This window comes from Massilia sp. LXY-5 (assembly GCF_059801075.1).
On the sequence record NZ_JBNNEH010000002.1, the window covers coordinates 445,732 to 463,928 of the forward strand.

At 66.5% G+C, this 18,197-nt stretch carries 15 protein-coding genes; 13 read left to right on the top strand and 2 right to left on the bottom strand.

The window, feature by feature from the left end:
- Positions 1-9 precede the first annotated feature (9 nt).
- Complete coding sequence (gene yoaA / locus ACI48I_RS05480; protein WP_193684935.1) at positions 10-2,040, top strand: DNA repair helicase YoaA; 2,031 nt, start codon at positions 10-12, stop codon at positions 2,038-2,040.
- Between the two features lie 177 nt (positions 2,041-2,217).
- Here the strand turns inward: yoaA and ACI48I_RS05485 are convergent, their stop codons facing one another.
- Positions 2,218-3,192, bottom strand: a complete 975-nt coding sequence (locus tag ACI48I_RS05485) for an NADPH:quinone oxidoreductase family protein (RefSeq protein ID WP_498573559.1) — start codon at positions 3,190-3,192, stop codon at positions 2,218-2,220.
- 181 nt (positions 3,193-3,373) lie between these two features.
- Between ACI48I_RS05485 and ACI48I_RS05490 the strand changes: the two genes are divergently transcribed.
- The 7 genes from ACI48I_RS05490 to rlmD all read left to right on the top strand — a co-directional run bounded on the left by ACI48I_RS05490 (position 3,374) and on the right by rlmD (position 12,148).
- Positions 3,374-3,982: a toll/interleukin-1 receptor domain-containing protein gene (locus tag ACI48I_RS05490; protein ID WP_193684937.1), complete on the top strand. Its 609-nt coding sequence runs from the start codon at positions 3,374-3,376 to the stop codon at positions 3,980-3,982.
- 7 nt (positions 3,983-3,989) lie between these two features.
- Positions 3,990-6,659, top strand: a complete 2,670-nt coding sequence (locus ACI48I_RS05495) for a tetratricopeptide repeat protein (protein ID WP_498573560.1) — start codon at positions 3,990-3,992, stop codon at positions 6,657-6,659.
- A gap of 306 nt (positions 6,660-6,965) precedes the next feature.
- Positions 6,966-7,703 carry a 5'/3'-nucleotidase SurE gene (surE, locus tag ACI48I_RS05500; RefSeq protein ID WP_193684939.1) on the top strand — a complete coding sequence of 246 codons (738 nt, stop codon included), beginning with the start codon at positions 6,966-6,968 and terminating at the stop codon, positions 7,701-7,703.
- The gene (locus ACI48I_RS05505; RefSeq protein WP_498573561.1) at positions 7,700-8,578 is read left to right on the top strand and encodes a protein-L-isoaspartate(D-aspartate) O-methyltransferase; all 879 of its coding nucleotides are present in this window, start codon (positions 7,700-7,702) and stop codon (positions 8,576-8,578) included. Before surE ends, ACI48I_RS05505 begins: the two co-directional genes overlap by 4 nt.
- 40 nt (positions 8,579-8,618) lie before the next feature.
- On the top strand, positions 8,619-9,545 hold the full coding sequence (locus ACI48I_RS05510) for a peptidoglycan DD-metalloendopeptidase family protein (RefSeq protein ID WP_193684941.1): 927 nt from the start codon (positions 8,619-8,621) through the stop codon (positions 9,543-9,545).
- A gap of 55 nt (positions 9,546-9,600) precedes the next feature.
- Positions 9,601-10,626, top strand: a complete 1,026-nt coding sequence (rpoS, locus tag ACI48I_RS05515) for an RNA polymerase sigma factor RpoS (protein ID WP_193684942.1) — start codon at positions 9,601-9,603, stop codon at positions 10,624-10,626.
- A gap of 178 nt (positions 10,627-10,804) precedes the next feature.
- Complete coding sequence (gene rlmD, locus ACI48I_RS05520) at positions 10,805-12,148, top strand: 23S rRNA (uracil(1939)-C(5))-methyltransferase RlmD (protein WP_498573562.1); 1,344 nt, start codon at positions 10,805-10,807, stop codon at positions 12,146-12,148.
- Between the two features lie 163 nt (positions 12,149-12,311).
- On the opposite strand, the gene ACI48I_RS05525 is transcribed toward rlmD, so the two are convergent.
- A complete protein-coding gene (locus tag ACI48I_RS05525) occupies positions 12,312-12,998 on the bottom strand; it encodes a Bax inhibitor-1/YccA family protein (protein ID WP_498573563.1) in 687 nt (228 codons plus the stop codon).
- Between the two features lie 255 nt (positions 12,999-13,253).
- Between ACI48I_RS05525 and ndk the strand changes: the two genes are divergently transcribed.
- From ndk to ispG, 5 genes are all read left to right on the top strand, one after another.
- The gene (gene ndk / locus ACI48I_RS05530) at positions 13,254-13,667 is read left to right on the top strand and encodes a nucleoside-diphosphate kinase (RefSeq protein WP_193684945.1); all 414 of its coding nucleotides are present in this window, start codon (positions 13,254-13,256) and stop codon (positions 13,665-13,667) included.
- Between the two features lie 85 nt (positions 13,668-13,752).
- Entirely contained in the window at positions 13,753-14,922 is a 1,170-nt protein-coding gene (gene rlmN / locus ACI48I_RS05535) for a dual-specificity RNA methyltransferase RlmN (RefSeq protein WP_193684946.1), read from the top strand.
- Complete coding sequence (gene pilW, locus ACI48I_RS05540) at positions 14,919-15,740, top strand: type IV pilus biogenesis/stability protein PilW (protein WP_227496392.1); 822 nt, start codon at positions 14,919-14,921, stop codon at positions 15,738-15,740. The genes rlmN and pilW overlap by 4 nt, the downstream gene beginning before the upstream one ends.
- A gap of 7 nt (positions 15,741-15,747) precedes the next feature.
- Positions 15,748-16,755: a RodZ domain-containing protein gene (locus ACI48I_RS05545; protein WP_193684947.1), complete on the top strand. Its 1,008-nt coding sequence runs from the start codon at positions 15,748-15,750 to the stop codon at positions 16,753-16,755.
- An 85-nt stretch (positions 16,756-16,840) separates the two neighbouring features.
- Entirely contained in the window at positions 16,841-18,103 is a 1,263-nt protein-coding gene (gene ispG, locus ACI48I_RS05550) for a flavodoxin-dependent (E)-4-hydroxy-3-methylbut-2-enyl-diphosphate synthase (protein WP_498573564.1), read from the top strand.
- Positions 18,104-18,197 lie beyond the last annotated feature (94 nt).

Genomic DNA, 18,197 nt, shown 5'->3' on the forward strand with positions numbered 1-18,197 from the left:
GCACTCATTTTGACCGATCAATTACCTGCGCCCGGCGCCGCCGACGGCGCACCTGCCGACTATTCGCCCCAAGAACCGGCCGGTAAATACGATGCCGAGCTCGACCGCCTGTTCGGGGTCGGCGGCCCGCTCGCGCCCGCCGTCGGCACCTTCAAACCGCGCCAGTCGCAGACCGAGATGGCAAAGGCCATCGCCAGCGCGATCGACGGCCAGAAGGTCCTGATGGCCGAGGCCGGCACCGGCACCGGCAAGACCTTCGCCTACCTGGTCCCGGCGCTGCTCTGGGGCGGCAAGACCATCGTCTCGACCGGTACCAAGAACCTGCAGGACCAGCTGTTCCTGCGCGATATCCCGACCATCCGCCAGGCGCTGAAGGCGCCGGTGTCGGTGGCGCTGCTCAAGGGCCGCTCGAACTACGTCTGCCACTTCCACCTGGAGCGCACGCTGCAGAACGGGCGCCTGACCTCGCGCGACGACGTCGGCCACCTGCGCGAGATCTCGCGCTTCATCAAGATGACCAATTCCGGCGACAAGGCGGAACTGGCCAAGGTGCCGGAAAACGCCTCGGTGTGGAACCTGGTGACCTCCACCCGCGACACCTGCATGGGCGCCGAGTGCCAGTACTACCAGGATTGCTTCGTCATGAAGGCGCGCAGGGAAGCCCAGCAGGCGGACGTGGTCGTGGTCAACCACCACCTGTTCTTCGCCGACGTGGCCTTGAAGGATACCGGCGTCGCCGAGCTGCTGCCGTCGGCCAACACCATCATCTTCGACGAGGCGCACCAGCTGCCCGATACCGCGACCCTGTTCTTCGGCCAGTCGATCTCGACCTCGCAAGTGCTGGAACTGTGCCGCGACGTGCTGGCCGAGGGCCTGGCCCATGCGCGCGGCGGTCCGGACTGGGCCAAGGTCGTCACCGTCGTCGAAAAGGCCGCGCGCGACCTGCGCCTGACCTTCCCGGAAGGCGGCACGCGTCTGTCGCTGCCGCAGGTGCCGCCGACTTCGAATTTCTTCCCGGCGCTGGACAAGCTGAAGGAAGAACTCGATGGCCTGATCGACGTGCTGGAAGACCAGGCCGAGCGCGCCGAAACGCTGGAAGCCTGCCGCGTGCGCGCGGTCGAGCTGAAGGCGGCCTACGACGCCTGGAAGGCCGATCCGAAGGCCAAGGTGCCCGAGGGCGAGCAGGCCGTGCTCTGGGTCGAGGCCTTCAACTCCTCGCTGCAGCTGCACAAGACCCCGCTGTCGATCGCGCCGATCTTCCAGAACCAGCGCGAAGGCACGCCGCGCAGCTGGATCTTTACCTCGGCGACGCTGGCCGTCAAAAACGATTTCAAGCATTTCGCCGACCAGATGGGGCTGACGGGCGAACCGGCGCTGACCTGGCCGAGCCCCTTCAATTATGGCGAGCAGGGCGTGCTGTACGTGCCGACCGGCCTGCCGGAACCGAACTCGATGGGCTACACGGATGCCGTGGTCGACTGCGCGCTGCCGGTGATCGAGGCGGCGGGCGGGCGCACCTTCTTCCTGTGCACGACGATCCGCGCCGTGAACCGCGTCGCCGAGCGCCTGCGCACCGAATTCGCCGAACGGGGGCTGGAGTTCCCGCTGTTCGTGCAGGGCGAGCGTGGACGTACCGAACTGCTCGACTCGTTCCGGAATGCGGGCAACGCGGTGCTGGTGGGGAGCCAGAGTTTCTGGGAAGGCGTCGACGTGCGCGGCGATGCGCTGTCGCTCGTCATCATCGACAAGCTGCCCTTCGCCCCGCCGGACGATCCGGTGCTGGCCGCGCGCATCGAGGTGATGGAAAAGCAGGGCATGAACGGCTTCATGCACCACCAGCTGCCGGAGGCGATCATCACCCTGAAGCAGGGCGCCGGACGCCTGATTCGCGACGTCGACGACCGCGGCGTGCTGATGATTTGCGACCCGCGCCTGATCAGCAAGCCGTATGGGCGGCGTATCTGGCAGAGTCTGCCGCCGTTCAAGCGGACCAGGGTGCAGGAAGAGGTGCTGGCCTTCTTCAAGCCGGCCGCGGAATAATCCGGACGGGCTGCCTGTTGGCCGCTTGAACGCGTGGGCGGGGGACCCGCCCACCCTACCGCCGGCCTCGGAATAATCGGCCGGTTTCGCTCTGACCCGTAGCGTGGGCGGGTTTCCCGCCCACGCGGTGATCGTTGGCAGCGAGATCATCCGGCGCGATAGCGGAGCCGTTATCGGTCACGGCACGATGACAACCTTGCCCGTCACCTTGCGCTCGGCCATGTCGTTCAGGGCCTGCGCCGTCTCGCCAAGCGCATAGCGCTTCGACACCAGCGGCTTCAATTTACCTTCCGCCATCCAGCCCAGCATCTCGCGCATCGCCGCCAGGTTTTTCTGCGGCTCGCGGCGCGCAAAATCTCCCCAGAACACGCCGACCACCGAGGCGCTTTTCAGCAGCATCAGGTTCCACGGCAGCTTCGGGATCTCGCCAGCCGCAAAGCCGATCACGAGATGGCGTCCCCGGTACGCGATCGAACGCAGGGCCGGCTCGCTGTACGGACCGCCGACCGGGTCGTAGATCACGTCCGGACCGCGGCCAGCGGTGGCCGCCTTGAGTGCCTCGCGCAGGTCTTCCCTGGTGTAGTCGATCAGGACGTCGGCGCCATGCTGGCGGCAGACTTCCAGCTTCTCCGCGCTGGACGCCGCCGCGATCACGCGTGCGCCGAGCGCCTTGCCGATCTCGATCGCCGCCAGTCCCACGCCGCCGGCCGCGCCCAGCACCAGCATCGTCTCGCCCGCCTTCAGCTGGCCGCGGTCGACCACCGCATGGTGCGAGGTGCCATAGGTGAGGGTGATCGCGGCGGCGGTGTCGAAATCCATCCCGGGCGGCATCGGCATCAGGGCGGCTGCCGGTGCGATCGCCTGCTGGGCGAAGGCGCCGGTCTGGGTGAAGCCGATCACCTGGTCGCCGACGGCGACGTTGCTGACGCCCGCGCCGAGGGCGCGCACCACGCCGGCGAACTCATTGCCGGGCGTGAAGGGCAGGGGCGGCTTCACCTGGTATTTGCCCTGTACCGTCAGTACGTCGGGAAAGTTGACCCCGGCCGCGCGCACGTCGATGGCGACTTCGCCCGGGCCCGGCACCAGGTCGGGCAGGTCCTGCAGTTCGAGGCTGTCGGGCGGGCCCCAGGCCTTGCATACGATTGCTTTCATGCTGTCTCCTCCTGTTGGTTATTGGTTATCCATTCAGTTGATTATGCCTCAGGGAACGCTAACGCTGGCATTGACCCCGCGAGGCGGACGCGTTTGTGCGCCCGCAAAATGATGAGGGAACGCGGCGCTAGAGTGATGGATGCGCATGCGGCCCAGCAGCGTCTTGACTGGAGGAATGGCAATGGCGATACGGTACGGCTGTTTCTTCAGCTACGCCCACGGGCGACACGATTTGATGAAGCGCTTCAAGAGCGCGCTGGCCGACGCATTGCGCTGCTACCTCGAACCCTATTTCGACAATGAGGACGAGCTCTTCGTCGACACCGAGCAGCTCGGCGGCGGCGATGACCTCGACGGCAAGATCGCGCGCGCGATGTGCGAGAGCGTCTGCATGATCCTCATCTACACGCCGAAATACGAGGCGCACCCGTACACGCGGCGCGAATACGCGGCGATGCGCCAGATCGAGGCCGAGCGCAGCCAGTGGTACACGCTGCCCAGCCACCTGATCATTCCGGTCATCATGACCCAGCACCCGGACCGGCTGCCGCCGCAGATCGCGTCCTCGACCTTCTATGTGGATTTTTCGCATTTCACGATGGCCACGGCCGACCTGAAATCGAACCCGGATTTTCTACCCGATATCGGCAAGATGGTGAAGCGGATCGCCACCCACTACCAGTACCAGAAAATGACCATGCCCCCCGGGCATGACTGCAACCAATTCGTGCTCCCCGATGTCCCACCGGAGTGGCGTGCCGTCCCGGATCTCACCTTCCCCAAAAAATGAGGAGCTCATGGAAATCAACCGTTTGACGCTGCCGCCGATCGGCGGCCCCGGCGAAGTCACCACCTTCTATTCCTTCGAAAGCGGCGCCGCGCGCAGCATCGCACTGGCCGACAGCGCCGTGCTGCTGGCCGGACGCCAGAATGCGACCACCCCGGTCCTGATGATCGACTGGGACACCGAGGCGCCGGGCCTGCACCACCTGTTCCCGACCCGCGACGAGCGCTACGAACAGGCGCACGCCGACGAGGGCCGGGGCGTGGGCCGGGGCGTGGGACCAGGCGCGGGCGGGGGCGGCCCCAGCGGCCGGCACGGAGGCGCGCGCGGCGAGGCGGGACGCGCCGAGGCATCGCGGCCCGGCCTGGCGCGGCCCGGCCTGCTCGAATACTTCGAAGCCTGCCGCGAGCAGTTGAAAACGCTCGGACGGACAGGGGGCGACGACCACGAGGAACGCGCGCGCCTGGTGCTCGAGGCGATCGATTGGGAAGCCTATGTCGAACGCGTCGACCAGAGCCGCACCCTGTACCTGATGCGGGCCGGCTGCTTCGACGACAGCTTCGGCGAGCGCGCCGACCGCATGGACTGGGACGGCCTGTTCGCGGCCTGCCCGGCCTTGTTCCGCGCCTTCGCCGCGCACCTGACGCGCCACTTCCGCCACGTGCTGATCGACTGCCGCGGCGGGCGTTCGGCCGCGGTGAGCGTCTGCACCACGCTGCTGCCCGACCGCCTGGTCGGCCTGTTCACGCCGAACGGGCGCAGCCTCGAGGGCCTGGCCGGCGTCGTCACGCGCGCCATCGAGTACCGCTGCAGCCATGAAGAGGCCCAGCGTCCGCTACTGGTGTATCCGGTGCCCTGCGGCGTCGACGGCGTCGACGCCGAGCGCCGCCTGCTGTGGCGCCGCGGCGACCTGCACAAGGGCGTGGCCGGCTACCAGCCGCGTCTCGAACAGCTGCTGCGCAACTGCTACGGCATGGCGCAGGTCTCGCTCGACAGCTACCTCGACGAAGTCCAGCTGCACGGTGCGCTGGCCTGCGGCGCGGCCCTGCATGTCGGCGCGCTGCCCGAACGCGATGGCGACCGCCTGTCGCAGACGCGCGCGATCGAGGCGCTGCTCGGCTGGGCTGCGGCGGGGCGCTTTCCGTGGCAGTCGCGCCTCGAGATCGAGTTGCTCGACGCCGTCGAGGCGGCGCGCGCACGGTTGGCGGCGAACGAGCGCCGTGAGGATGCAGCGGGCCATGAGGGTCACGCCGGCGGGCATGCCGCCTTCGATCCGAACGCGGTGCTGCTGGCGCGCGAGCTGCTGCGCCTGGGCGAGCTGTACCTGCACGCAGGACGCCTGCCGGGCGCCTGCGACTGCTTCGCCGAGAGCACCACGCTGCGCCAGCGCCTGCTGGGCGACGCGCATGCCGACACCCGCGCCAGCCGCGCGGCGCTGGCCGCCGCCCTGCGCGACAGCGGCCGGCTGCCCGAGGCGCGCCAGCAGTACGAGGCGCTGGTCGAGCACTGCGCCGGCGCGGCCGGGTTCGACGATCCGGAAACCCTGGCCGCGCGCTCGGGCCTGGCCGCGACGCTCGCGCGCCAGGAAGAATTCGGCGCCGCGCTCGGCCTGCACGATGCCGTCCTCGATGCCTGCGAACGCCTGTACGGCCCGGACCAGATCGCCACCCTCGATGCCGTCGCTGCCCAGGCCCGGACACTGGCCCTGCAGGGCGAGTATTCGCGGGCGCGCATGCTCTACGAGCAGGTGCTCGAAGGACGCCAGCGCATGCTCGGCACCGAACATGAAGACACGCTGCGCTGCACCCAGCAGCTGGCCACGCTGCTGCGCGACATGGGCGACCTCGGCAACGCGCGCAAGCTGCAGGAGAGCGTGGTGCGCGTGCGCGAGCGCCAGGCCGGGATGGACGCCGCGGTCACCTTGCAGGCACGCGAGGCCCTGGCCGAGATCTTTGCCGCCCAGGGCGATCTCGGCGCGGTGCGCGACATGCAGCAGTCGCTTGCCGTGGCGCGCGAGCAGCGCCTCGGCTCCGAACATCCGGATACCCTGGGGGTGCTGCTGCGGCTGGCCTCGACCTTGAGCCAGCAGGGCGAGCTGGAAGAAGCGCGCCGCCTGCAGCAGCACGTGGTCAGCCTGCACGAACGCCTGCGCGGCATGGACGACCACGAAACCCTGCGCAGCAAGCAGATGCTGGCCCAGACCCTGTCGAGCCAGGGGCACAGCGTCGCCGCGCGCCGGCTCGAGCAGAGCGTGGAGGAGGGCGGCAATCGCCTGCTGCAGCTGCGCGCGATGTCGGCAGGGGCCCATGACAGCCCGGCCGGCTTGCCGGGCGCGAGTTTGCCCGGCACCCGCGATCCGGGCGGCGGGCGGGCCCCGGACGGGCGCGCCAGCTCCGGCCCGGCGGGGCAGGAGCCGCTCGAACACAAGCTCGGGCAATTGCACAAGCTGGTCGAGGGAGGACGGGCACGCGAGGCGCGCCAGCTCGCCGACAGCCTGCGCGAAATCATCCTGCGGCCCTCGGTCGCCCAGCCGCTGCGGCGGCGCGGGGTGGCGCTGATCAAGCAGGTGTACCAGGACGATAACGACAAGGATGCGCTGCTCGCCTTTGCCGAGGACGAGGTGGCCTCGCTCGAAGGCGCGCTGATCGAGGCCGCGGGCGGGCGGCCGCTGGCGATGCGCTGACGTGTGTGCCGACAGGTATAAAATTGAAAATAGCGCGGCATGGCGTACTTACAACGCAATGCCGCTACGCCAGTAATAAAATGAAAACCGCGGGGCGTGCGTAGTTCCAGAGCAACGCCGCTACGCCGTAATAAAAATGAAAACCGCGGGGCTTAGCGTAGTTGCAGTGCAACGCCGCTACGCCGTAATAAAAATGAAAACCGCGGGGCTTAGCGTAGTTGCAGTGCAACGCCGCTACGCCCCGCAGCCCAGAATTTATCTGCCCCGGATGCGTGTTCAAAGCGTTGCTTCAGGTAAAATCGCTGGATGCGAATTCTTATCAGTAACGACGACGGCTATCTCGCCCCTGGTATCAACGCCCTGGCGGAAGCCCTGGCGAGCATCGCCGAAATCATCGTGGTCGCGCCCGACAGCAACCGCTCGGGCGCGTCGAACTCGCTGTCGCTCGACCGTCCGCTGACGGTGACCCGTGCCGCCAACGGTTTCTATTTTGTCAACGGCACGCCGACCGACTGCGTCCACATCGCGCTGACCGGCATGGGCGACGCCTTGCCCGACCTGGTCGTCTCCGGCATCAACAATGGCCAGAACATGGGCGACGACACCCTGTATTCGGGCACCGTCGCCGCCGCCACCGAAGCCTATCTGTTCGGGATCCCGGCGATCGCCTTTTCCCAGGTCCACCACGGCTGGGAACATCTCGATTCGGCCGCGCGCGTTGCGCGCGATGTGGTGCTGCGCAAGTTCGACATGCTGCCGTCGCCGTTCCTGCTGAATGTAAATATCCCGAACCTGCCCTACGAGGCGCTCGGCCCGCTCACCCCGACCCGCCTCGGGCGCCGCCACCAGGCCGAGCCCGTGATCCGCTCGCAGGATCCGCGCGGACGCGAGATCTTCTGGATCGGCGCGCCGGGCGCCTGCCGCGATGCGGGCGAGGGCACGGATTTCCACGCCACGTCGACGGGCCTGGTCTCGGTCACGCCGCTCCAGATCGACCTGACGCACCAATCCCAGCTCGCCTTGCTGAAACAGGGACTCGCATGAACGACCGCAGCAAAACCACGGGAGGCAGCACCTTTCCCTTGCCGCTGTCCTCGGTGACGGGCGGTGGCGCGCGCAAGCCGACGACGCCGGCGCCGGTGGCCACGCCCCAGACCGCGACCCAGAATGCGGCGCGCGCCGTCGGCGGCGCGCCGCTGCCGAAGGCGCCGCAACCGGGCCCGAAGCTGCCCGGCTATGCGCCGTCGGCTACCCGGAGCGCGCCCACCGCCCAGCGCTCGGACCTGATGGCCACCGAAGCGCTCCGCCGCGCCATGGTGGCGCGGGTCGCGGGGCAGGGCGTGCGCGACCAGCACGTGCTGGCTGCCCTGGAGGCCGTGCCGCGCCACCTGTTCATCGAGCCGGCGCTCTCCAGCCAGGCGTATATCGACGCCTCGCTGCCGATCGGCCACCACCAGACGATTTCCCAGCCGTATATCGTGGCGCGCATGATAGAAGCCATGCGCGACGGTAAACAGATGAACCGCGTCCTCGAGATCGGCACCGGCTGCGGCTACCAGGCGGCGGTGCTGGCGCGGGTCGCCGGCGAGGTGTATTCGATCGAGCGCATCAAGCCTTTGCACGAGCTCGCCAAGGCCAATTTGCGCACCCTGCGCCTGTCCAATCTGCGCTTGCACTACGGAGATGGTATGCTCGGGCTCGCGCAAGTTGCGCCATTCGACGGTATCATCCTCGCCGCGGCCGGGATGGAAGTACCGCGCGCCCTGCTCGAACAGCTCGCCATCGGCGCGCGCCTGGTGGCCCCGGTCGGCGGCCAGGTTCAACACCTGCAGCGGATCACCCGTACCGGCAAGTCGGAGTGGACCAGCGAAACCCTGGAAGCCTGCCATTTCGTGCCGCTTCGCCCGGGCACCGCTTGATCGCCGCCGCTGCCACGTACGTAACAAATATTAGATGAGAATGAAACAAACACCCCGTTTAGTCCTGCTGACTCTCACGCTCGGCCTGGTTGCCGGCTGTACCACCACCTCGCGCCAGGCGCCGATCATCGAGCGTCCCGTCGGTTCCTCCACCGCCAAGCCGCGCCCGGCGCCGGTCCGCACCGAAGAAGCGCGCCCGGACGCGAAGGGCACCTATACCGTGCGCCGTGGCGACACGCTGCTGCGCATCGCCTTCGACCACGGCCAGAGCTACCGCGACCTGGTCACCTGGAACAACCTCAGCGACCCGGACGACATCAAGGTCGGCCAGGTGCTGCGTGTCGCGCCCGAGCGCCAGGCCAGCACGGCGGTCGTGACCCAGCCGGTGCCGATGCCGCCGGAAAGCCGTCCGGCGGTGCCGCGCAAGACCACGCCGCGCGCCGACAAGAAGGCGTATGAAGATACCGCCGAGGCGCCGCGCAGCGACAAGGCCGGCGAGCGCGCCGAGACCGTGGCCGCCGCCGCGGCTCCGTCGCCTGCCGCCGCCGCGGCCGTCACCGGTTCGCGCGTCGGCAGCACCGTCACCGCGACCGACGACGAGAAGCTGAGCTGGATGTGGCCGTCGGACGGCCGCATCATCGCCACCTTCGACGAAGGCAAGAGCAAGGGCATCGACATCGCGGGCCGCGCGGGACAGCAAGTCATGGCGGCGGGCGCCGGTAAAGTAATGTACGCTGGTAGCGGTATCCGAGGTTATGGTAACCTCGTCATCGTCAAACACAGCAACAGCTTGCTGTCGGCCTATGCCCATAACCGCGCCATCGTCGTGAAGGAAGGCGACAACGTGGCCAAGGGACAGGTAATCGCCGAGATGGGCGATTCCGACGCCGAGACGGTGAAGCTGCATTTCGAGATTCGCCAGCAGGGTAAACCGGTCGATCCGTCGAGGTTCCTGCCCAGCCGTTAGGGCGTGTGGAAAAAAGCGCCAGGGCGATTTTTTCATATGCTCGTAGAGAGGGTTAATGACGCTGCCGCCGCACTCTCAGGAAAGAGACGCTTCAGACGAACTGCCTGACGAACTGGAGGGGGAGGGCGCGTCGAGTTTCGCTGCCGAAGCAGTCACTGACGGTGCCGATGCCGACGCACTGCTGCCCGGCGCGGCCGCCGAGGTCGACAGCGTCGACGAACTCAAGAAAGTGCTTGCGGCCGAGCTCTCGACCGACACCACCCAGCATTACCTGAACCAGATCGGTACCCGGCCGCTCCTGTCGGCCCAGCAGGAATCGCATTACGCGACCCTGGCCAAGGCGGGCGACTTCGAAGCCCGCCAGAAGATGATCGAGCATAACCTGCGGCTCGTCGTCTCGATCGCCAAGCACTACATCAACCGCGGCGTCGTCCTGCTCGACCTGATCGAGGAAGGCAACATCGGCCTGATGCGTGCCATCGACAAGTTCGAGCCCGAGCGCGGCTTCCGTTTCTCTACCTACGCCACCTGGTGGATCCGCCAGAGCATCGAACGCGCGATCATGAACCAGGCGCGCACGGTGCGCCTGCCGGTGCACATGGTGCGCGAACTGAACGGCGTGCTGCGCGCCAAATACCATCTGGAAGCCCAGCACCACGACGGCAAGGACGCCAGCATCGAGGACATCGCCAGCCTGGTCGGACGCCCCCCGGAAGAGGTGCAGGACATCCTGGCCCTGTCCGAGCATGCGGCCTCGCTCGACGCTCCGCTCGACAACGACCCGGGCTCGAGCCTGATGGACATGCTGCCGGGCGAGGCCGACGACGGCCCCGATACCCGCGCCGAGCAGCACGAGATGACCGAACTGGTGCGTGACTGGCTGACGCGCCTGCCGGAAAAGCAGCGCCTGGTCGTGATGCGCCGTTTCGGCCTGGATAACGACGACCCGGCCACGCTCGAGACCCTGGCCGAGGAGATGGGCGTGACGCGCGAGCGGGTGCGCCAGATCCAGCAGGAAGCCCTGGTCAAGCTGAAGCGGGCGATGGCGGCCCGTGGCGTCGTGCGCGATTCCTTGTTATGATGCCGCCGGTCTTGTGAGCTGGATATTACCGCCGTTGGGTCCTGCGCGACGGTAGCAGGCCGAATTCCGGCGCCTGGCTCATTCCTGGATCCGCCTTCCACTGTTCATGCGTCCGCGTGGGCACGGGGCGCCCACCCTACATTCACGATTCTGCGTGGGCCATGCGCCCCCATACCCAATGCAAGAAACTTTCATCGAAATCAAATCCCTCGACGCGGATGCGCGCGGCGTCGGCCACCTCGAGAACGAGGACGGCTCCCAGGGCAAGGTGGTCTTTGTCGAAGACGCACTGCCGGGCGAGCGCGTCAGCTACGAGGTCAAGAAAAAGAAGAAGAACTGGGAAGCGGGCAGCATGGTCACGCTGCAGCGCGCTTCCTCGATGCGGGTCGAACCGCGCTGCGAGCACTTCGGCTATTGCGGCGGCTGCTCGATGCAGCACCTGGAACCGACGGCGCAGGTGGCGATGAAACAGCGCACGCTCGAAGACAACCTGTGGCACCTGTCGAAGGTAAAAGCAGAAAACATCATGCGTCCGATGTATGGCCCGACCTGGGGCTACCGCTTCCGCGCGCGCCTGTCCGTGCGCCACGTGGCGAAGAAGGGCACGGTGCTGGTCGGCTTCCACGAGCGCGCCTCGGCCTTTGTCGCGGACATCAAGTTCTGCCACATCCTGCCGCCGCACCTGGGCGCCATGCTGATGCCGCTGCGCGAGCTGATCGGTTCGCTGTCGATCTACAACGGGGTACCGCAGATCGAAGTGGCGGTCGGCGAGGAAACGACGGTGCTGGTGCTGCGCATCATGGCGCCGCTCAGCAACAAGGATGAGGAGCTGCTCAAGGCCTTTGCCGACCAATGGGGCATCCAGTGGTGGCTGCAGACCAAGGGGCCGGAAACGGTCGCGCCGTTCTACCCACTGGGCAAGGAGCTGTATTACACGCTGCCCGAGTTCGGCGTGCGCATGCCCTTCAAGCCGACCGATTTCACCCAGGTCAACCACCAGATCAACCGCGCCCTGGTGCACAAGGCGCTGACGCTGCTGGAAGTGCAGCCGAACGACCGCGTGGCCGACCTGTTCTGCGGCCTCGGCAATTTCACGCTGCCGCTGGCGACGCAGGCGCGCGAAGTGGTCGGCATCGAGGGCAGCGCAATCCTGAGCGAGCGCGCCCTGGAAAACGCGAAAGCGAACGGCCTGTCGGAAAAGACGACCTTTTATACGCGTAACCTGTTCGAGGCGACGGCGGAGGACCTCGTCGCCCTGGGTCGTTTCGACCGCATGCTGATCGATCCGCCGCGCGACGGCGCGATCGCGCTGGTGACTGCCCTGGCCGAGCTGCGCGAAGGCGGCCACGCCGAATTCCTGCCGCAGCGCATCGTCTACGTCTCGTGCAGCCCCTCGACCCTGGCGCGCGACGCCGGCATCCTGGTGCACCGGGCAGGCTATGTGATGAAGAAGGCGGGCGTGGTGAACATGTTCCCGCACACCTCGCACGTCGAGTCGATCGGCGTGTTCGAACTGGCGTGATCGTAGGGTGGGCTCCGCCCACGCGGTGATACGCACCGATTCCGTTATCGTGCTCGACGATCTCGCCGCCGCGTATCACCGCGTGGGCACAGAGTGCCCACCCTACGAAAAGCGCAAAAAAAAGCCGACCCTCGGGTCGGCTTTTTCATTTCGGCCAGTCCGCTCAGTCGCGGCTGCCGCCCGCGAAGCCCAGCAGGGCCAGCAGGTTGCTGAAGATGTTGTACACGTCGAGGTAGATCGACAGGGCGGCGGTGATGTAGTTCGTCTCGCCGCCGTTCACGATGCGCTGCACGTCGTACAGGATGTAGGCCGAGAAGATGCCGACTGCCAGCACCGAGAATACCAGCGACAGTGCCGAGATCTGCAGGAAGATGTTGGCAATGCCGGCCAGCAGCAGCACGACCACGCCGGCGCTAAGCCAGCTGCCCATGCGCGAGAAGTCGCGCTTGGTATTGGTGGCGATGGTGGCCATGACGGCCAGCACGCAGGCGGTGCCGCCGAAGGCCGTCATGATCAGCTGGCCGCCGTTGCGGTAGCCCAGCGTGTGGGTCAGCAAGGGGCCGAGTATGACGCCCATGAACAAGGTCATGCCGAGCAGGAAGGCGACGCCGAGGCCCGACTCCTTGGTCTTTTCGATGGCGAAGATGAAGCCGAAAAGAATTGCCAGCGTCAACATGAAGCCCATGCCGCCGCGCATTGCGAAGCCGGTGGCGACGCCGATGTAGGCGCCGAACACGGTCGGGATCATCGACAGCGCGAGCAGCCAGAAGGTGTTGCGCAGGACTTTGTTGCGCGTGACCTGGCCTACGGCCACGTCGTAAGCGGGTTGCTTTTGCAGGATGGGATTCATGTTGCCTCCGGTTGATAAAGATGTATTGCCACTCAAGCATAGCATGGCGCCGCGCGCGTATTGCCATCCTTAAGCGATCCCTAAGGAGACCGCCGGCGGCTGGTCACGTTGACAAGGCGGTTTTTCGCCGCCACTCTACCACTTCGGCCTCCACCGCCGCAATATCGGCTATATGGGGCGAGGTATGGTAAAATCAAAGGTTGATTGAGTTCTCTTCTTCTCGATTTAAACCTTTCTTTTTATTGGAGTTTTTACATGGCAATCGAACGCACCCTGTCGATCATCAAACCAGATGCAGTTGCAAAAAACGTGATCGGCCAGATCTACACCCGCTTCGAGCAAGCTGGCCTGAAGATCGTCGCAGCCCGTATGACCCAGCTGTCGCGCGAGCAGGCTGAAGGTTTCTACGCTGCCCACAAAGAGCGCGGCTTCTTCAAAGACCTGGTCGACTTCATGGTGTCGGGTCCTGTCATGATCCAGACCCTGGAAGGCGAAAACGCCGTCCTGAAGCACCGCGACCTGATGGGCGCGACCGATCCAAAGAAAGCTGAAAAAGGCACGATCCGCGCCGATTTCGCCGATTCGATCGATGCCAACGCCGTGCACGGTTCGGACGCTGTCGAAGCTGCCAAAGTCGAAATCGCCTACTTCTTCCCAGAACTGAAGTAATCGATTTTCTGTAGTACGCACCGCTCGCCTGATGCCCCAGGCCCGGCGAGCGGGGTTGCATCACTTTTTAGTATTTAGGAACAACATGACGACTCTCACCAACCTGCTGGACTTCGATCCCGCGCAACTCGTCGCTTACTGCGCCGAATTGGGTGAGAAGCCGTTTCGCGCCAAGCAGCTGCAGCGCTGGATCCACCAGTTCGGAGCCGCCAGCTTCGACGACATGACCGATCTGGCCAAGTCGCTGCGCGAAAAACTGAAAACCCGTGCCGAGGTGCGCGCACCCGGCATCATCAGCGACAACACCTCGAGCGACGGCACCCGCAAATGGCTGGTCGACGTCGGCAACGGCAATGCGGTCGAAACCGTGTTCATCCCGGAAGAAAACCGCGGCACGCTGTGCATTTCGACCCAGGCCGGCTGCGCCGTCAACTGCCGCTTCTGCTCGACCGGCAAGCAGGGCTTCAACCGCAACCTGACGGTGGCCGAGATCATCGGCCAGCTGTGGATGGCCGAGTTCGAACTGCGCCGTACCAAGGGCATCGAGCCGGGCCCGAAGGGCGAACGCCAGATCACCAACGTCGTGATGATGGGCATGGGCGAGCCGCTGCTGAACTACGAGCCGACCGTCACCGCGCTGAAACTCATGCTCGACGATAACGCCTACGGCCTGTCGCGCCGCCGCGTGACCCTGTCGACCTCGGGCGTGGTGCCCAACATCGACAAGCTGTCCCAGGATTGCCCGGTGGCGCTGGCCGTCTCGCTGCACGCCTCGAACGATGCGCTGCGCGACATCCTGGTGCCGCTGAATAAGAAATACCCGCTGCGTGAGCTGCTGGCGGCCTGCAAGCGCTATCTCGAATTCGCGCCGCGCGACTTCATCACCTTCGAGTACTGCATGCTCGACGGCTTCAACGACAGCGACGAGCATGCGCGCGAACTGATCGCGCTGGTGAACGATCCGGTGGTCGGCATCAACTGCAAGTTCAACCTGATCCCGTTCAACCCGTTCCCGGAGTCGGGCCTGTTCCGCTCAAAAAATCCGCGCATCAAGGCCTTTGCCCAGGTGCTGATGGACGCCGGCATCGTGACCACCGTGCGCAAGACGCGCGGCGACGACATCGACGCCGCCTGCGGCCAGCTGGCCGGCGAAGTGCAGGACCGCACCAAGGTCGCCCAGCGCATGGAAAAGATGGCGGAATACCAGAAGAAATTCGGCGCCGACTTCGGGCGCATCGTGGAGATTCCTTCTTGAACCAGGCTGTGCCAGGCCGGACGATCGGACGCCACTTCGCCGCTGCATGCGCGTTGTGCCTGCTCGCGGCCTGCGCCGGCACTGGCGCCGGCAGCGGCGGCGGCGAACTGAAGACCGCCTCCGACCAGACTGCCACCGAGAAGCGCGCCAACATCCGCCTGCAGCTGGCGGTCGGCTACTACCAGCAGGGCAAGTACGACATCGCCCTCGACGAAATCAAGCAGGCGATCAATGCCGATCCCGGCTATGCCGACGCCTACGGCATGCGCGCCCTGATCTACACGGCCATGGGGCAGGTGCCGCTGGCCGACGACAATTACCAGCACGCGCTGCGCCTGGCGCCGGGCAACCCGGAACTGGCGAACAACTACGGCTCCTTCCTGTGTCAGACGGCCAACCGCCCGCAAGAGGCGATGCGCCAGTTCGACGCGGCGCTGAAGAACCCGACCTACAAGACGCCGGTGAGCGCGCTCGTGAACGCAGGCATGTGCAGCCTGAAAACACGCAAGCTGGACGCGGCCGAGCGCTACCTGCTCGACGCATTGCGCTACAACCCCGACCTGCCGGCCGTCTCGAGCGGCCTGGCGCGGGTCTACTTCGAGCGGCGCGACTATCAGCGCGCCGGTTTTTTCGTTAACCGCCTGACAGAGGTGTCGAAGCTCGACAACCTGTCCGCCGATGCACTGTGGCTCGCCTTGCGGGTACAGCGTAAACTGGGCGAACGCTCGATGGAGGCCAGCCTGGTGGCGCAGTTGCGGCGGCGCTTCCCGGGCTCGCCCGAATACCTGGCGTACGAGCGCGGGGCTTTTGATGAGTGAGACGACAATGACTTCAGAGCGCACGGAACAAAGCGCCACTTCGAACCAACACCACGGCCACCCGGGCGCGACCCTGGCCAGCCAGCGCGAAGCGATGGGCTGGACGGTCGAGCAGGTGGCCGAGCAGCTCAAGCTGGCGGTGCGCCAGGTGGTGGCGATCGAAGCGGGCGACTATGCGGCCCTGCCGAGTCCTGCCGTGACGCGCGGTTTCGTGCGCGCCTACGCCAAGATCCTGCGCCTCGATCCGGCCCCGCTCGTGGCGATGATCCCGATGGACAACCCGGTGCCCGAAGACACCGGCGCCGTGCGCAGCAATCGTCAAACGTCTTTCTCGCATTCGCGCTCGCGCTATCCGACCCATGGCAAGCGCTCCGGCCTGCCGCTGGCCTGGATCGCCGGCGTCGTGGTGGTCGCTGCCGCCGCGGGCGCGGCCTGGCATTTCGGCCTGGTCAAATTGCCGGGCAGCGAGACCGCGGCCAACAACGAAGCCGTCCTGCATGCGCCGGTCGAGACGACTACGGCCACGACGCCGGCCGCCGATACGGTGCAGAACCCGGCCGTGCCGCTGATCTCGGTGCCGGCTCCGGCCGACGCCAACCCGGCAGCGGGTGCTGCGACGGGCACGGCGGCTACGCAGTCCGCACCGGCTGCGGTCACGCCGCCGGCCGCGGCGACGTCGCCTGGCGCTGCCGCCGGCACCCCGGGAGCGACGACGACTCCGGCAGCGGGCACGACGCCGCCAGCCGCACCCGCCGCCACGGCGCCTGCCGCCACCGGTGCCAGCACCCTGGTGCTGAACGTGCGCGAGGATTCCTGGGTCGAAGTGCGTCCCAAGGGCGGCAAGGCCCTGATCTCGCGCCTGGTGCGCGCGGGCAGCACCGAAACGATCGAAGTACCGGGTACGGCGACCCTCGTCGTCGGCAACCCGGCCGGTGTCTCGGCGACGCTGGGCGGCGCCGCCGTTGCGCTGCCGCCGGTGCCGGGCAAGACGATCTCGCGCGTCACCCTGAAATAAGCATGTACGACAGGTCCCGGCCGCGCGCCGGGACGCCGGGCGGCCAGCTCCAGCGGCTCCCTGAAACAAGGACAACGAGCAAAGTATGACTTCTACGAACCTGCCAATTCCCTCCGGCCCGATGGCGCGCCGCGCCGCGCGCCGCGTGCTGGTCCAGCACGGCGCGCGCAAGGTCTGGATCGGCGGCGACGCCCCGGTCGTGGTGCAGTCGATGACCAATACGGACACCGCCGACGTGATCGGCACCGCCATCCAGATCAAGGAACTCGCGCGTGCCGGTTCCGAGATGGTGCGCCTCACCGTGGACAAGCCGGAAGCGGCGGCCGCCGTGCCGGCAATCCGCGAACAGCTCGACCGCATGGAAGTGGATGTGCCGCTGGTCGGCGACTTCCACTACAACGGACACATCCTGCTGCGCGACTACCCGGAGTGCGCCGCGGCGCTGTCGAAATACCGCATCAATCCGGGCAACGTGGGGCAGGGCGCCAAGCGCGACACCCAGTTCGCCCAGATGATCGAGATCGCCATCAAGCACGACAAGCCGGTGCGCATCGGCGTCAACTGGGGCAGCCTCGACCAGAGCCTGCTGGCGCGCATCATGGACGAGAACGCGGCCCGCGCGAACCCGTACAGCGCCCAGGCCGTGATGTACGAAGCCCTGATCACCTCGGCCATCGAGAACGCCGTACGCGCCGAAGAAGTCGGCCTGGCACGCGACAAGATCATCCTGTCGTGCAAGGTCTCGGCGGTGCAGGACCTGATCGCGGTCTATCGCGAACTGGCGCGTCGCTGCGACTACCCGCTGCACCTGGGCCTGACCGAAGCCGGCATGGGCAGCAAGGGCATCGTCGCCTCGACCGCGGCCTTGTCGGTGCTGCTGCAGGAAGGCATCGGCGACACCATCCGCGTCTCGCTGACCCCGGAACCGGGCGGCGACCGCACCAAGGAAGTCGTAGTCGCGCAGGAAATCCTGCAGACCATGGGCCTGCGCAAGTTCACGCCGATGGTCATTGCCTGCCCGGGCTGCGGCCGTACGACCTCGACCGTGTTCCAGGAACTGGCCGACAACATCCAGAGCTTCCTGCGCGACTCGATGCCGGAATGGAAGAAGACCTACCCGGGCGTGGAAGCGATGAACGTGGCCGTGATGGGCTGCATCGTGAACGGTCCGGGCGAATCGAAGCACGCGAATATCGGCATCAGCCTGCCCGGTACGGGCGAATCGCCGGCGGCGCCGGTGTTCGTCGACGGGCAGAAGGTGGCGACCTTGCGTGGCGAGCGGATCGTCGACGAGTTCCAGAACATCGTTTTGGAATACGTGAAGAAGAATTACGGCCAACAAACCTAGGGTGGCCACTTGTGCCCACGCGGTCGTACCGATGCGTACCGTACCGCGTGAGGCCGCCCGACCGGTCGAACGCCGTACCGCGTGGGCATGAATG

What these genes read in the sequence shown, in the direction of transcription:
- ACI48I_RS05490 (WP_193684937.1), top strand. Translation starts at nt 3,374, where the DNA reads ATGGCGATACGGTACGGCTGTTTCTTCAGCTACGCCCACGGGCGACAC.
- ACI48I_RS05545 (WP_193684947.1), top strand. Translation starts at nt 15,748, where the DNA reads ATGACTTCAGAGCGCACGGAACAAAGCGCCACTTCGAACCAACACCAC.
- ACI48I_RS05510 (WP_193684941.1), top strand. Translation starts at nt 8,619, where the DNA reads ATGAAACAAACACCCCGTTTAGTCCTGCTGACTCTCACGCTCGGCCTG.
- ACI48I_RS05485 (WP_498573559.1), bottom strand. Translation starts at nt 3,192, where the DNA reads ATGAAAGCAATCGTATGCAAGGCCTGGGGCCCGCCCGACAGCCTCGAA.
- surE (WP_193684939.1), top strand. Translation starts at nt 6,966, where the DNA reads ATGCGAATTCTTATCAGTAACGACGACGGCTATCTCGCCCCTGGTATC.
- rpoS (WP_193684942.1), top strand. Translation starts at nt 9,601, where the DNA reads ATGACGCTGCCGCCGCACTCTCAGGAAAGAGACGCTTCAGACGAACTG.
- ACI48I_RS05495 (WP_498573560.1), top strand. Translation starts at nt 3,990, where the DNA reads ATGGAAATCAACCGTTTGACGCTGCCGCCGATCGGCGGCCCCGGCGAA.
- rlmD (WP_498573562.1), top strand. Translation starts at nt 10,805, where the DNA reads ATGCAAGAAACTTTCATCGAAATCAAATCCCTCGACGCGGATGCGCGC.
- ACI48I_RS05505 (WP_498573561.1), top strand. Translation starts at nt 7,700, where the DNA reads ATGAACGACCGCAGCAAAACCACGGGAGGCAGCACCTTTCCCTTGCCG.
- ndk (WP_193684945.1), top strand. Translation starts at nt 13,254, where the DNA reads ATGGCAATCGAACGCACCCTGTCGATCATCAAACCAGATGCAGTTGCA.
- ispG (WP_498573564.1), top strand. Translation starts at nt 16,841, where the DNA reads ATGACTTCTACGAACCTGCCAATTCCCTCCGGCCCGATGGCGCGCCGC.
- rlmN (WP_193684946.1), top strand. Translation starts at nt 13,753, where the DNA reads ATGACGACTCTCACCAACCTGCTGGACTTCGATCCCGCGCAACTCGTC.
- ACI48I_RS05525 (WP_498573563.1), bottom strand. Translation starts at nt 12,998, where the DNA reads ATGAATCCCATCCTGCAAAAGCAACCCGCTTACGACGTGGCCGTAGGC.